This is a genomic window from Sphingobium sp. HWE2-09 (assembly GCF_035989265.1).
Taxonomy (GTDB): Bacteria; Pseudomonadota; Alphaproteobacteria; order Sphingomonadales; family Sphingomonadaceae; genus Sphingobium.
In genome coordinates, this window is sequence record NZ_JAYKZX010000003.1 from 459,668 (window position 1) to 474,482 (window position 14,815).

General features: G+C 65.9%; 11 protein-coding genes, 1 pseudogene and 1 riboswitch. Of the genes and pseudogenes, 7 read left to right on the forward strand and 5 right to left on the reverse strand.

Annotated features, from left to right (window positions below; genetic code table 11):
* Positions 1–156 precede the first annotated feature (156 nt).
* The 7 genes from U5A89_RS07715 (at position 157) to U5A89_RS07745 (ending at position 8,058) form a co-directional block, all read left to right on the forward strand.
* Positions 157–1,317, forward strand: coding sequence for a deoxyguanosinetriphosphate triphosphohydrolase (locus tag U5A89_RS07715; RefSeq protein WP_338160597.1), 1,161 nt, complete (start codon positions 157–159; stop codon positions 1,315–1,317).
* 53 nt (positions 1,318–1,370) lie between these two features.
* Positions 1,371–1,470: riboswitch (glycine riboswitch) on the forward strand.
* 177 nt (positions 1,471–1,647) lie between these two features.
* Complete coding sequence (gcvT, locus tag U5A89_RS07720) at positions 1,648–2,799, forward strand: glycine cleavage system aminomethyltransferase GcvT (RefSeq protein ID WP_338160598.1); 1,152 nt, start codon at positions 1,648–1,650, stop codon at positions 2,797–2,799.
* Between the two features lie 26 nt (positions 2,800–2,825).
* Positions 2,826–3,197, forward strand: coding sequence for a glycine cleavage system protein GcvH (gcvH, locus tag U5A89_RS07725; protein WP_338160599.1), 372 nt, complete (start codon positions 2,826–2,828; stop codon positions 3,195–3,197).
* A gap of 146 nt (positions 3,198–3,343) precedes the next feature.
* Positions 3,344–4,702 carry an aminomethyl-transferring glycine dehydrogenase subunit GcvPA gene (gene gcvPA / locus U5A89_RS07730; RefSeq protein WP_338160600.1) on the forward strand — a complete coding sequence of 453 codons (1,359 nt, stop codon included), beginning with the start codon at positions 3,344–3,346 and terminating at the stop codon, positions 4,700–4,702.
* A 121-nt stretch (positions 4,703–4,823) separates the two neighbouring features.
* Positions 4,824–6,398: an aminomethyl-transferring glycine dehydrogenase subunit GcvPB gene (gcvPB, locus tag U5A89_RS07735; protein ID WP_338160601.1), complete on the forward strand. Its 1,575-nt coding sequence runs from the start codon at positions 4,824–4,826 to the stop codon at positions 6,396–6,398.
* Positions 6,395–7,039: a DUF938 domain-containing protein gene (locus U5A89_RS07740; RefSeq protein WP_338160602.1), complete on the forward strand. Its 645-nt coding sequence runs from the start codon at positions 6,395–6,397 to the stop codon at positions 7,037–7,039. Before gcvPB ends, U5A89_RS07740 begins: the two co-directional genes overlap by 4 nt.
* 95 nt (positions 7,040–7,134) lie before the next feature.
* Positions 7,135–8,058, forward strand: a complete 924-nt coding sequence (locus U5A89_RS07745) for a hypothetical protein (protein ID WP_338160603.1) — start codon at positions 7,135–7,137, stop codon at positions 8,056–8,058.
* Here the strand turns inward: U5A89_RS07745 and U5A89_RS07750 are convergent.
* The 5 genes and pseudogenes from U5A89_RS07750 to hrpB form a co-directional block, all read right to left on the reverse strand.
* Positions 8,015–10,033, reverse strand: coding sequence for an ATP-binding protein (locus U5A89_RS07750; RefSeq protein ID WP_338160604.1), 2,019 nt, complete (start codon positions 10,031–10,033; stop codon positions 8,015–8,017). The two genes, U5A89_RS07745 and U5A89_RS07750, sit on opposite strands and share 44 nt — an antisense overlap.
* 113 nt (positions 10,034–10,146) lie before the next feature.
* A complete protein-coding gene (gene spt / locus U5A89_RS07755) occupies positions 10,147–11,409 on the reverse strand; it encodes a serine palmitoyltransferase (RefSeq protein ID WP_338160605.1) in 1,263 nt (420 codons plus the stop codon).
* Between the two features lie 133 nt (positions 11,410–11,542).
* The gene (locus tag U5A89_RS07760; protein WP_338160606.1) at positions 11,543–11,788 is read right to left on the reverse strand and encodes an acyl carrier protein; all 246 of its coding nucleotides are present in this window, start codon (positions 11,786–11,788) and stop codon (positions 11,543–11,545) included.
* A gap of 119 nt (positions 11,789–11,907) precedes the next feature.
* Positions 11,908–12,186, reverse strand: a complete 279-nt coding sequence (locus U5A89_RS07765) for an ETC complex I subunit (protein ID WP_338160607.1) — start codon at positions 12,184–12,186, stop codon at positions 11,908–11,910.
* A 56-nt stretch (positions 12,187–12,242) separates the two neighbouring features.
* Positions 12,243–14,779 (reverse strand): annotated as a pseudogene (hrpB, locus tag U5A89_RS07770) (ATP-dependent helicase HrpB).
* Positions 14,780–14,815 lie beyond the last annotated feature (36 nt).

A 14,815-nucleotide genomic window follows, 5' to 3' on the forward strand; every position in this document is an offset into this window, starting at 1 on the left:
CATCCCGGGCTTGACCCGGGATCCCGCTTCTTCGCGGTGCCTGCCCACATCGAGATTAGCGGAACCCCGGCTCGGAGGCCGGGGTGACGAAAGCAAAGGGCGGTTCGTTATCCTCCCCTGTTCCCGCCCACCGCCAAATGCTCTAAGAGCGCGCCCATGACGACGCTCGCCTCCTATGCCTGCCACCCTGACACCAGCCGTGGCCGCCTCCATCCCGAAGCGGGCGGAGAGATGCGCGGGCCGCGCGACGTGTTTCAGCGCGACCGGGACCGGATCATCCACTCGATCGCCTTCCGCCGCCTGCGCCACAAGACGCAGGTATTCGTGTCGCCCGACGGCGACCATTTCCGCGTCCGCCTGACCCATAGTCTGGAGGTCGCGCAGATCGGCCGCACCACCGCGCGCACGCTGGGCCTGAACGAGGATCTGACCGAAGCGCTGTGCCTGGCCCATGACATCGGCCATCCCCCCTTCGGCCATGCTGGCGAAGATGCGCTGGAAGCCGCGATGGAGGATCATGGTGGGTTCGATCATAACGCCCATACGCTGCGCACGCTGATGCTACTGGACAGCCCCTATCCGCGCTTTCGCGGCCTCAACCTCAGCTGGGAAATGCTGGAGGGGCTGGCCAAGCATAATGGCCCGATCGAAAACCCGGGTTGGGCGATGCGCGAACTGGACGGCCTGTTCCCGCTCGACCTCACCAGCCATGCCTCGCTGGAGGCGCAGCTGGCGGCGATTTCGGACGATATCGCCTATGACAATCACGATATCGACGATGGCCTGCGCGCGGGGCTGCTGACGCTGGACCAGTTGATGACCGTGCCGTTCGTCGCGACCTGCTGGGACCGGGTGCGCGCCCGCTATCCCGATGTCGCGCCCGATCGCCTGCTGCGCGAGCTGGTGCGCGAACAGATCGGCGTGATGGCGACCGACCTGATCGAGTCCACCCGCGCCAATATCGCCGCGTCACGCGTGGAGACAGTCGAGGATGTCCGGGCATTCGGCGATACGCTGGTCGCTTTCTCGCCCGAACTTGCTGCGCAGGAGCGCGACCTCAAGCGCTTCATGTACGCCACCCTTTATCATCACCCCGAACAGCTCGCCGCTGCTGATCGGGCGCGGGTGATCGTCACCGACCTGTTCCGCGCCTATCGCGACGATCCGGCGCTGATGCCGCCCGAATGGCGCGACGATTGCGTCGGGCAGGAACCCGCGCGCAGCCGCCACATCGCCGATTTCATCGCGGGCATGACCGACCGCTATGCCGAAAAGCGCCATGCGGAGATTTTCGGCGCGGTCGCTCTGGCGGATTGACGCGCCGATGCGTTTGACGCAATGCGGAAGCGTCTCCGGGGGATTCGTTCGCCGGGCATGATGCGGGAGAGCATGGGAAGCCTTTAAGGCCGCCCCGTCACCGAAGGAGCAACCGCCCCGGAATCTCTCAGGTTAAAGGACCGCATCGCGCGCAAGGCACTCTGGAAAGCGGACAGCCCATCGCTGTCCCACCGAAGGGGTAAGCCATGTGGCCGCAAGGCCGCTGGTCAAAGCTCTCAGGTTCCGTGACAGAGGGGGTGGCAGAAAGGACGGGTCCGACTCAGGACGCGTGCGCTGTCGCTACCACCTCCTGTACGGAAAGGCCGCTCCATGTCCGGCACTGACGACGTCACCCATCTCGAAGAAGAATTGCCGTTGGAAGCCTTGCCGCTCGACGCCTGGCACCGCGCCCGCGGCGCGCGCATGGTGGGCTTCGCGGGCTATCACATGCCGATCCAATATGAAGGGATCATGGCCGAACATGCTTGGACCCGCGACCATGCCGGGCTGTTCGACGTCAGCCATATGGGCCAGCTCAGCTTTTCGGGCGAAGGCGTGGACGAGGCGCTCGAACTGCTCCTGCCCGCCGATGTCAAGGGTCTGAAACCCCTGCGCCAGCGCTATTCGATGCTGCTCGATCGCGAAGGCGGCATATTGGACGACCTGATGCTGTCGCGGCTGGATGGGGCGGCGTTCGACGGCGCGGCCATCTATATGGTCGTCAACGGCGCGACCAAATATGACGATATCGGCTGGATGATCGAACATCTGCCCGACGATGTGGTGATAAATCACATGGCCGACCAGGCGCTGCTGGCGCTCCAAGGACCGGAAGCGGGCGAGGCGCTGGCCGCCCTGATCCCGGAAACCACCGAGCTATATTTCATGCAGGGCGGGGCGTTCACCTGGCGCGGCGTACCGCTATGGATCAGCCGGTCGGGCTATACCGGCGAAGACGGCTTCGAAATCAGCCTGCCCGCCGACGACGCGACCCTGCTGGCCGATGCGCTCTGCGCCCTGCCGCAGGTCAAGCCGATCGGCCTGGGCGCGCGCAATTCGCTGCGGCTGGAGGCAGGCCTGCCGCTCTACGGCCATGACCTGACGCCCGCCGTCAGCACCATCGGCGCGGACCTGGGCTTCGCCATCGGCAAGCGCCGCCGGGAGGAAGGCGGCTTCATCGGTCATGCCCGCGTGCTGAAGGAACTGGCCGACGGTCCAGGGTCCAAACGCGTGGGCCTGACCATCGACGGTCGCCTGCCCGCCCGCGAAGGCGCGCAAATCTATGCGGGCGATATATTGGTGGGCGAAGTCACCTCCGGCGGGTTCGCGCCATCCCTCGGCGCGCCGATCGCCATGGGCTGGGTCAGCCTGCCCCATGCCGTCATCGGCCAGGCGCTGGAGATCGACGTGCGCGGCAAGCGTATCACCGCTGTGGTTGCGCCGATGCCGTTCGTTGCCCATCGTTACCGCCGCAAGGCCTGATCATTTTTACCGACGGGAGTATATCCATGAGCCGTTATTTCACCGAAGAACATGAATGGATCGATGTCGAAGGCGAAATCGCCACCGTGGGCATCACCGACTATGCGCAGGAACAGCTGGGCGACATCGTGTTCGTCGAACTGCCTGTCGAAGGGGCGACCTTCGACAAGGGCGACGACGCCGCGGTCGTGGAATCGGTCAAGGCCGCGTCCGACGTCTATGCGCCGATCTCGGGCGAAGTGGTCGAAGCCAATGGCGCGCTGGAGGACGAACCGGCGCTGGTGAACAGCGACGCCGAAGAAGATGGCTGGTTCTTCAAACTGCGCATCACAGACCCCAGCGAGCTGGAAGGCCTGATGACCGAAGCGGCCTACAAGAAGTTCGTCGCCGCACTGTAACGCAACACAATAGCCCCTCCCTTCAAGGGAGGGGTTGGGGTGGGTGGCGACCATAGGGAGCCTCAATCCTATCCCAAAGAGCCGCCGCTGGAGCGGCGGACCCACCCCCTTACCCCTCCCTTGAAAGGGAGGGGGGAGTTTTGGACATGCGCTACCTACCCCTTACCGACACCGACCGGCAGGACATGCTGTCCGTCATCGGCGCCACATCGATCGACGATCTGTTCGTGGACGTGCCCGCTGAAGCCCGGCTGAGCGACAAGATCGCAGGCCTGCCCGATCATGCTAGCGAACTGGCGGTCGAACGTCACATGGCGGCGTTGGCGCGGCAAAATCTGTCGGCGGGGGAGGCGCCCTTCTTCCTGGGCGCTGGCGCGTATAAACATCATGTCCCCGCCAGCGTCGATCATCTGATCCAGCGCGGCGAGTTCCTCACCGCCTACACCCCCTATCAGCCCGAAATAGCGCAGGGCACGCTGCAGGTGCTGTTCGAATTTCAGACCCAGGTCGCGCGCCTGCTGGGCTGCGACGTTGCCAATGCCTCCATGTACGATGGCTCGACCGCCTGCTGGGAAGCGATCGTCATGGCCCGCCGCATTACCAAGCGCGGCAAGGCGGTCCTGTCGTCGGGTCTTCACCCCCATTATGTCTCGGTCGCCAACACCATGGCGAAATTCACCGGCGACGCGCTGGCGCATGAAGCCCCGACGCTGGAGGCCGCGACCGATATCGACGCCCTGATCGCGGGCATCGACAAGGATACGAGCTGCGTCGTCGTTCAATATCCCGACATATTGGGCCGCATCGCCGACCTGACCCCGCTCGCCGACGCCGCCCATGCGGTCGGCGCGCTACTGGTCGCGGTCGTCACCGAACCCGTCGCACTAGGCGCGATCAAGGCGCCGGGCCATATGGGCGCGGACATCGTCGTGGGCGAAGGCCAGTCGATCGGCGTCGGCCTGCAGTTCGGCGGTCCCTATCTCGGCCTCTTCGCCTGCAAGCAGAAATATGTCCGCCAGATGCCCGGTCGCTTGTGCGGCGAAACCGTGGATGCGGCGGGCAAGCGCGGTTTCGTGCTGACTCTTTCCACCCGGGAACAGCATATCCGGCGCGAGAAGGCGACATCGAATATCTGCACCAATTCAGGGCTTTGTGCGCTGGCGTTCAGTATTCATATGACCTTGCTGGGCGAACGCGGCCTGCGCGAACTGGCGAACCTCAATCATGGCCTCGCCGTCCAGGCCGCCGATCGCCTCGCCAAGGTGCCCGGCGTCACATTGGTCAACGACAGCTTCTTCAACGAATTTACCCTTATCCTGTCGAAGGACGCCCGCGACGTCGTGCGCACCCTGGCCGACAAGGGCGTGCTGGCAGGCGTGTCGCTCGGCCGCCTGTTCCCCACCGCGCCGCAGATCGGCAACGGCCTGGTCGTTGCCGTCACCGAAACCGTCACGGCGGAGGATATCGAAGCGCTGGCCCAGGCGCTGGAGGAGGAACTGGCATGAGACCGCATCAACGCCGTGCTCCCGCGAAGGCGGGAGCCCAGTCCAGCCCCATCGCCATGCGCAAACTCGGGACTGGGTTCCTGCCTGCGCAGGAACACGTTGCTCTAACGGAGATCGCGGCATGACCATGCTCAACGAAGGCCGCCCTACCTCGCCGCAGCCTGTCAAGGACGCCCATATGTCCCCAGCCACCGCCACCGGCAATCGCGCGCTGATGCTGGAAGAAGCCCTGATCTTCGAGATCGGATCGACCGAGACCACCGGCGTCGATTTCGCGCCAGCGCCCAAGGTCGCCAGCCGCCTCGGCAACCTCGCCCGCACCGATGCGATCGGTCTGCCCGGCCTGTCCGAACCCGAAACGGTGCGCCACTACACGCGCCTGTCCCGTCAGAATTACGCTATTGACCTCGGCCTCTTCCCGCTCGGCAGCTGCACGATGAAGCATAACCCGCGCCTCAATGAAAAGGTCGCGCGGATGCCCGGTTTCGCTGACCTCCACCCGCTTGCGCCCCAATCCACCGTCCAAGGCGCATTGGGCGTCATCAACGAACTCGCCGTGTGGCTGATCAAGCTGACCGGAATGCACGGCGTCGCCATGACGCCCAAGGCAGGCGCCCATGGCGAGCTATGCGGCCTGCTCTGCATCCGCGCCGCATTGGAAGCCCGCGGCGACGCCCGCCAGGTCGTCCTCGTCCCCGAAAGCGCCCATGGCACCAACCCCGCCACCGCCGCCTTTTGCGGCTATAAGGTGGAGGATATCCCCGCGACGCCCGAAGGCCGCGTGGACTTGGCCGCGCTCAAGGCCCGCCTCGGCCCGGATGTGGCAGCGGTGATGATCACCAATCCCAATACCTGCGGCCTGTTCGAGCGCGACATGAAGACGATCTCGGACGCGGTCCATGCCGCCGGCGCCTTCGTCTATTGCGACGGCGCGAACTTCAACGCCATCGTCGGTCGGGTCCGCCCCGGCGATCTGGGCGTCGACGCGATGCACATCAACCTGCACAAGACCTTCTCCACCCCCCATGGCGGCGGCGGTCCCGGCTCCGGCCCGGTGGTGCTGTCGGAGGCGCTTTCGCCCTTCGGCCCACTGCCCTACACCGCGCGCATGGCGGACGGTACGATCCACCTGATCGAAGAGGAAAATGTCGGCGAGGAAATGCCGCAGAGCTTCGGCCGCATGTCCGCCTTCCATGGCCAGATGGGTATGTTCACCCGCGCGCTCGCCTATATCCTGTCCCACGGCGCGGACGGCCTGCGGCAGGTGGCGGAGGACGCCGTCCTCAACGCCAACTACATCCTGCGCAGCCTGGACGATGTGCTCGACGCGCCGTTCGGCGGCAGCGGCCCGTGCATGCATGAGGCGCTGTTCAGCGACAAGGGGCTGGCCGACGGCTTCACCACGCTCGACATCGCCAAGGGGCTGATCGACGAAGGCTTCCACCCGATGACCATGTATTTCCCGCTGGTCGTCCATGGCGCGATGCTGGTCGAACCGACCGAAACCGAAAGCAAGGCGGCGCTGGACCAGTTCATCATGGCCCTGCGCAGCCTGGCCGAGCGCGCCAAGGCAGGCGACGAAGCACTCAAGGGCGCGCCCTACCACGCCCCGCGCCGCCGCCTTGATGAAACGCTCGCCGCGCGCAAGCCGATCCTCACCTGGACCGACCTGGCGCTGGCGCAGGCCGCCGAATGACGCAGCGGCCGGAACCCTGGCAACCGGGTTCCGGCCCTGCAATCGGGGAAAAACGTTTCGCTCCCGCAACGGAACGCAACCGCGACGCGATCGTCGCGGTTCTGCGCGATGCTCTACTACCCTCTGGCGTCGTGCTGGAAGTGGCGAGCGGGAGCGGCGAACATGCTGTCCATTTCGCTGTCGCATTTCCCGCCCTAGACTGGCAACCGACCGATCCCGATCCTGCCGCGATCGCCTCCATTGCCGCTTGGCGGGAAGAGGCTGCGCTGCCCAATCTCCGCCCGCCGATGATGCTGGATACCGCCGCCAACTGGCCGATCGCCCGCGCCGACGCGATCCTCTGCATCAACATGGTCCATATCGCGCCATGGGATGCGACGCTCGGCCTGTTCAAGCGGGCAGGGCAGGCGCTGCCGCCCGGCGGCCTGCTCTATCTCTACGGCCCCTATACCCGCGCGGGGGTGGACACCGCGCCCAGCAACCTGGCCTTCGACGCCTCGCTCAAAGCGCGCGATCCGCGCTGGGGGCTACGCGCCGTAGAGGATGTCGTCGCGGCGGCGGATGCGCAGGGCTTGGCCTTCGACCGCCTGATCGCCATGCCCGCAAATAACCTGTCACTGCTTTTCCGGCGGCGGGATTGAAAAAGCCGCGTGTTCCCGCGAAGGCGGGAACCCAGGCCCACGGTTCGAACTGGGTTCCCGCCTTCGCGGGAACACGCTGCACATGTCAGGGATGAATGCCAAACAATCTCCTTCCCCTCGTCACCGCCGAAATTTCCGCCCCGGCCGACCCCCGCGCCGCCGCCATGGCAGGCGCGCTTGCTGCCCATTATCCGCACGCCGCGCGCGCCGTGCTCTTCTACGGCTCCTGCCTGCGGGAGGCGAACCTCGACGGGCTGATGCTCGATTTCTACCTGATCGTGTCGGACTATCCGGCCGCCTATGGCAAAAGCTGGCTCGCCCGCGCCAATCGCCTGATCCCGCCCAACGTGTTCCCCTTCGAACATAATGGGTTGATCGCCAAATATGCCGTCCTGTCCGAAGCCGACTTCGCCCGGCTCAACAGCATTGCCGCCGACAATGTCTCGGTCTGGGCGCGCTTTGCTCAACCCTCGCGGCTCCTTTGGGCCGCCGACGATCTCGCCCGCCAGCGCACGATCGCATCCGTGGCGCAGGCCGCGCCGACATTGTTCGATCTTACCATGCCGATGTTGCCGACAGGCGTCGATCATAGCTTACTCGACATATGGAAGACCGGCTTCACGTTGACGTATAACGCCGAACTTCGTGCAGAAAAGAAGGGGCGATCGGTGTCGATCGTCGATGTTGATCCTAATCGGTACGAGCAATTCGGCCGTGCGGCTCTTTCCGTAATTGCCGATCAATGCGGGGCGGGACCGAGCGGCGAGGTATCCAATGCCATGTCGCCGGATAGCGCCGCACAACGCTGGCGCGCCCTCCAGCGCCGCGGCAAGCGTCTGTCGGTGATCCGCCTCGCCAAGGCCAGCTTCACCTATGCAGGCGGCATCGATTATCTCGCGTGGAAGATCAATCGCCATGCCGGCACGCAGATCAGCATCAAGCCCTGGCAGCGCCGCTGGCCGCTGCTGGGCGCGGTCACTCTGCTGCCGCGGCTGTTCCGGGGTGGCGCGATTCGGTAAGAGCTTGGTCGCTGAGCGTATGCGCCAGCGCCTGCCCCAGCGCCATCAGCGTATAGGGTTTGCGCAGTACGTCATGGCCTTCGAAATCGGCGCTGTCGTTGGTGTCGCCCGCATAGCCGGTGACGAACAGAACCGGCAAATGGCGGAACTGGGCGGGCAGGGCTTTGATCATTTCCGGCCCGGTCATGTCGGGCATCAACACGTCGCTGATGATCAGGCCGATGTCGCCATGGCTGGCGAGCAGCTTCACCGCCTTGGCCGGATGATCGCAGGCGATCGGCAGGTGGCCCAGTTCGCTGAGCGCCGCCATCGTCTGGTTCAGCACGCGCGGGTCATCCTCCACCACCAATATGCGGGTCGGCGGCTGCTCCACCGGCGCGCGCGCGAAGCTCCTATGCATGTCGGCCGCCTCCGCCGCGGCGATCGATCGCGGTAGATAGAGATGCACGCTGCTGCCCTCGTCCGGCTTGGACTCGATGCGGATTTCTCCACCGCACTGGCGCACGAAGCCGAAAATCTGGCTGAGGCCCAGGCCCGTACCCTTGCCCACCGGCTTGGTCGTGAAAAAGGGTTCAAACACGCGCGCCAGCACATCCGGCGTCATGCCGCAGCCATCGTCGCTGACGGTGACGGTCACATAATCCCCCGCCGCGCATTCGCCGATCGCGCCGTCGGACAACGTCGCCTGGCCCGTCGCCAGCGTCAGCCGCCCGCGCCCATCCATGGCGTCGCGCGCATTGACGCACAGGTTCAGGATCGCATTTTCCATCTGATGCTGGTCGACGAAGATGCGCCAGCCCTGCGCCGCCCGGGCGAACTGGACGGTGATCTGGTCGCCGATCGTGCGATCGATCAGGTCGGCCATGCCCGCCAGCAGCGCATCGGGATCGACCGCGCTGGGCAACAGCGGCTCCGACCGGGCGAAGGCGAGCAGGCGGCGGGTGAGTGCCGACGCGCGGTTCGCCCCCTCCATCGCATTGTCCAGATGACGGCTCGCTTCTTCGGGCTGCAACCGGAATTTGCGCCGCGCCAGTTCCAGTCCGCCGACCACGACCGCCAGCATATTGTTGAAATCATGGGCGATGCCGCCGGTCAGCTGGCCCACGGCATCCATCTTCTGCATCTGGCGCAGATTGTCCTCGGCCGCCGTGCGCTCCGCCGTTTCCAGCTTCAACTGCTCATAGGCCTCGGTCAACTCCGCCGTGCGGGCGGCGACGGCCGCTTCCAGCCGGTCGGCGCGCTCCGTCTCCGCCTCCGCCAGCCGCCGGGCGGCGCGCCGTTCGCGATAGGCGACATTGGCGAACCATACGCCGAACAATATGCACACCAGCATCGCCAGCCCTACCAGCCGCGACGTCTTGCCCACCCATTCGCTGCGGTTGCCCGCGATCGTCACTGCCAGGCTGCGTTCGCGCAGGCGATCATTCTCCGCCTGGATCACCAGGTCCAGCAACGCGGTGATCCGGCGCAGATCCTGGCTCTTGCCCGCCTGGTGAAAGCGCGCCAGCGCCCCCATCTTCTGGTCGTACGTGGTGCGCAGGCCGATCTCGTTCAGCGTCTTGCCGCGCTGGATAAAGGCATGGCGCAGCGCCAGGATATTGCCATGCTGCCAATCCGACCGGCGCGTGGCGTAGGTCAGTGTCTTCAACTGGCTGGCCGCGCCGCGCCACTGGTCCTGGAACAGCCGCCCGGTATCCGGGTCAAGGCTGATGACATAGCGCGCCAGCGTCACTTCGGCGCGCGCCATGCGGGCTTCGAACCCGCGGGCCAGCGCGATGACTTCGAAACTATTCTGCTGTTCGTCCAGCGCCTGGGCATGGTCCTTCGACGCGGTGCTGGCGCTGTAGAGCAGCGCGCCCAGCGATCCGATCAGCAACGCCGCCAGCAACAGCGGCAGGACGCGCCGGGTCAGCACGCGCCAGCCCCCGCCGGATTCGTCCAGACCCTGATCGTCATGATGGTCGCTGTCGGCCATGACCTTCACATTAGCCGAACAATCGGCACGGCGGAATATGGCGCGTCAAAAGTTCCGCGCTTGGGATCGACCCGTCGCGCCGCTCGCCCAACCGGCCGCGTTCGCCTCGATGCTTAGCCGATCGTCCCGGTCGCCTTGCCCGCCGTTTCGAACATGCCGATGATCTGTTCGACCTGCGCGTCGCTATGCTCGGCGCACAGCGAACAGCGCAGCAGGAACGTACCCGCAGGCGTGGCCGGGGGGCGCGCCATATTGACGTAAAGGCCGAGTTCCAACAGCGTCTGCCACATCGCCACCGCCTGCGTCTGGTCGGTCAGGATGACGGCGATAATCGCCGATTGCGGCGTCTTGGTGCCGAGGGTAAAGCCCAGGTCGATCAGCCCCTTGTGCAACCGCTGGCTGTTCTTCCAGAGGTGCGCGCGCTTTTCGCCCGCATCCATCAGCTTGCGGATGCTGGTCGCGGCGGTCGCGACCACGCTGGGCGGCAGCGACGCGGTGAAGACATAGGGGCGGCACACCAGCCGCAGAATCTCGAACTTGGGATGGTTGGAGACGCAGAAGCCGCCGACCGTGCCGACCGACTTGGAGAAGGTGCCGACCACGAAGTCGATATCCTTCTCGACGCCCTGCTCCTCATAGGCGCCGCGGCCATTGGGGCCGAAAAAGCCCATGCCATGCGCTTCGTCGCACAGGATCATGCAATTGGGATGCTTGCGGATCGCCGCGACCATCTCGGGCAGCGGGGCAACGTCGCCCAGCATCGAATAGACGCCTTCCAGCACCACCAACTTCAACGCGTCGGCGGGCAGGCGGCCCAGCCGCTTGTCCAGATCCTCGACGCTGTTGTGGCGGAAGCGCACGATATCCGCGTCGCCCAAGAAACAGCCATCATAGATGGACGCATGGCTGTCCGCATCCAGCACGACATAGTCGCCCTTGCCCGCCAGCGTCGAAATCACGCCCAGATTGGCCTGGTATCCGGTCGAAAAGACCATCGCGCCGCTGGTGCCGTAAAAGTCTTTCAGCGCATCCTCGACTTCACGATGGCCCTGATAGGTGCCGTTCAGCACCCGGCTGCCGGTCGTGCCCGCGCCATAGTCGTCCAGCGCCTTCTTGCCCGCCGCGACGACATCGGGGTCGAAGGTCATGCCCATATAATTATAGGTGCCTAGCAGGATGGTTTCCCGCCCCTTGATGATTGCGCGCGTGGGCGAAAGCACCTGTTCCATCACGATCGCATAGGGATCGCGCACGCCGGTCGCCAACAGCGCCTCGCGCTCGGCGATCAGCGGATCGAACTTGGAAAACAGGTCGCGCGCACCGGGCGTTTCGGCCGGGGTGTGCGCATCGTTCGCGGTGGCGGCAGCGTCGGTCATGATATCAATGATCCCAAAGCCGTTCAGGCTGAGCGAAGTCGAAGCCCTTTGCCGAGCGGAGCCGAGGCTTCATGCTTCGCCTTCGCTCAGCAACGTCCTTCGACTTCGCTCAGGACGAACGGCGGTGATTGTCTCAGGCGGTCTTCAACTTGGCGACCGCGTCCACCAACTGGCCGACGGTTTCGATCTCGGCCTGCATGTTCATGGTGATGATGATGTCGAATTCATCTTCGATCGCCGCGACGAAATCCATTACCGTCAGGCTGTCCCACTCCAGGTCGCCGGCAAAGGTGGTGGCCTCGGTCAGCGCGACGCCCTTCTTGTTGAAGGGCGCGATCTGCGCTGCGATGCTGTCGAAAATTGCGTTGCGATCCGTCATTATCGTGAAAATCTTTCCGTCAAAGCGCGGCATTTGCCGCCTCCATCCGCTCTTTGGCAAGCGAATAAGGCGTCAATCGGGCAGCATCTGGCCCGATCTGAGGGGGCGTGTCGGCCAGCTTAGCGGAAATTGTCGGCGTAGGCCTGCAATTTCAGCGTCTTGGGCGGGGTTGCGATGACCGTGAACGCCACGCCCTGCTTTTGCGCATAGGCGACCGCAGCCTCCTGCGACGGAAAGCTCAGCTTCAACTGCTGCTGCGTATCGCCCGAGCCTGCCCAGCCGGTCAGCGGATCGGCCTGCTTGGCTTGCGCGGGCGCATATTCCAGCACCCATTTATGGGTCAGCGCCTTGCCGGACTGGAGGGCGTTCTTCTGGATTTGGTAAATGCGCGCGCTCATCGCGAAAAGCCTCCGGTAAATCGTCACGCCGCGTTGCACCAGTGGCTGCGTCCAAGTCAAGACTTCCGGGGGCCATGTCCTCTGGCATCGGCATTTTTGGTGCGTAATGTCGCGCTGGCGGCGGCGGGATCGTCGGGCCAGGGATGGCGCGGATAGCGGCCGCGCATCTCCTTGGCGACATCGCGCCAGTTGCCCGCCCAAAAACCGGGCAGGTCGCGCGTCGTCTGGATCGGCCGTCCAGCAGGCGATGTCAGCGACAGGACCAGTGGGATGCGCTGGCTGCCCACGGTCGGATGATCGGCCAGGCCAAATAGCGCCTGCACGCGCAATTCGACACGCGGGCCGCCGTCGGCCGCATAGTCGATCGCATGGGTGCTGCCAGCAGGGGAGCGGAAATCGGGCGGGGCGAGCCGGTCCAACTGCTGCTTGCCGTCCCACCCGATCAACCCCTCCAGCACGGCGGACAAATGCGATCGGTCGATATCCGACAAGCGCCTTTTGCCGACGAGCAGCGGCGGCAGCCAATCGTCCAACGTCGCGATCAGCGCCGCGTTCGACAGCGCGTCGATCCCGGCAAAGCCGCCCCGCATCCGCAGCGATTGCGCCGCTTCCGACCAGGGCAGCAGGTCGATGCCGCCCTGCCGCACGCCGTCCGTCAGCGCCGCGACGACGGCGGCGGGATCAGGCCGGTCATCGGATCCGGATGAGAGCCGCACCGCGCCCAGCCGCCGTTCACGCAGCGCCTCTATCCCGCCATTGGCCGCGCGAAACCGCACGGTGCGATGCTCCGCGATCCGGCTCCCGAACAGCGCGATCACGTCGCCCTCATCGATCGGCGCGGCGGACAATATGCGCGCGCCCGCCGCGCTGCCTTGCACTTCACCCACCGCCAGCCAGTCCTCGCGCGCCAGCGGCGACAGCGGATCAAGCCGAAACCCGCGTCCCCCCACGCTCGCCCAGTCCGCGCCATCGGTGGACCGGCGCCTGGCGACGCGATCGGGGAAGGCGAGGGCTAGAGCGACGCCAACCCCTTCTTCCCCCTCCCTATCAGGGAGGGGCCGGGGGTGGGTGGCGAGCGTAGCGAGCCTCTTGCGGAGGCACCCACCCCAAACCCCTCCCTATTAGGGAGGGGCTTAAGCAAGCGCGCCCACCGCTTCGCCAACCCTCTTGCCGCGTCCGCCCGCTTGCCGCTTTCCCTTCGCCAGCGCTGCCGCCGCAGTGTCAGGTCGGTGTCCTGCCCGCCAATCCCGCGCTCGCCCAGTAGCACTGCGACGTCGGCCGCCGTCTCCGCCAGCCCCATCTCGCCCGCGCGCACCAGCATATGCGCGATGCGCGGCGACAGCGGCAGCGCCGCCAGCGCCTTGCCATGCGCGCTGATCCGCCCGTCCGCATCCAGCGCCTCCAGCACCGTCAACCGTGCGCGCGCTTCCTCCACGGCGGCGGCAGGCGGCGGGTCCAGCCAGTGCAGCGTGCCCGGATCGCTCACCCCCCACAGCGCGCAATCCAGCATCAGGCTGGACAGGTCGCTTTCCAATATCTCGGGCGGGTCGAAGGGCGGCATGCCCGCGCTCGCCGCTGCTTCCCACAATCGATAGGCGACGCCGGGTCGTTGCCGCGCCGCGCGCCCAGCGCGCTGCGTCGCCGACGCCTGGCTCGCCCGTTCCGTTACCAGCCGCATCACCCCCGCCGCCCGATCGTAACGCGGCCGCCGCGCCAGCCCGCTATCCACCACGATCCGCACGCCGTCGATGGTCAGGCTCGTCTCCGCGATGCTGGTCGCCAGGATGACCTTGCGAGCGCCCGATCGGGACGGCCGGATCGCTGCCCGCTGCGCGCCGGGATCGAGCGACCCGTGCAACATATGCACTTCCGCGATTCCCGCGATACGCTCCGCCGTCCGCTCGATCTCCCGTACGCCGGGCAGGAAGGCGAGCAGGTCGCCCTCGGCCTCTTCGCTTATCGCCTGGCGGATCGCCGCTGCCATCTCATCCTCGATCCGCTTTTCCGCCGCGCGCCCGATATGGCGCAATTCAAGGGGCTGGATACGCCCCTCGCTCTCGATCACCGGCGCGCCGTCCAAAAGCGCCGCAAAGCGCGCCCCATCCAAAGTCGCGGACATCGGCACGATCCGCAAATCCGGCCGCAGCGCCCCCTGTGCATCCAATGCCAATGCCAGCCCGAAATCGCTGTCCAGGCTGCGCTCATGCACTTCATCGAACAGCACGGCGGACACGCCCGCCAGTTCCGGGTCGTCCTGGATCCGCCGCACGAAAATACCTTCGGTCAGCACCAGCAGCCGCGTGCGCGCGCTGACCTTGCTATCCATCCGCGTCGCATAGCCGACCGTCCCGCCCGGTTGCTCGCCCATCATCTCGGCGATCCGTTCCGCCGCCGCCCGCGCCGCCAGCCTGCGCGGCGACAGCAGCAGCACCTGACCGCTGCACCATGGCTCGTCCAGCAACGCCGGGGCCACCGCCGTCGTCTTGCCCGCGCCGGGCGGCGCCACCAGCACGGCATTGCTGCCCGTTCGCAACACAGCGAGCAGGTCGGGCAGCACATCATGGATCGGCAGGGGAAGGGGCAGGTCGCGCATCGCCTTTCCTGTCGCGCCAATCGGCGCGCAACGCAA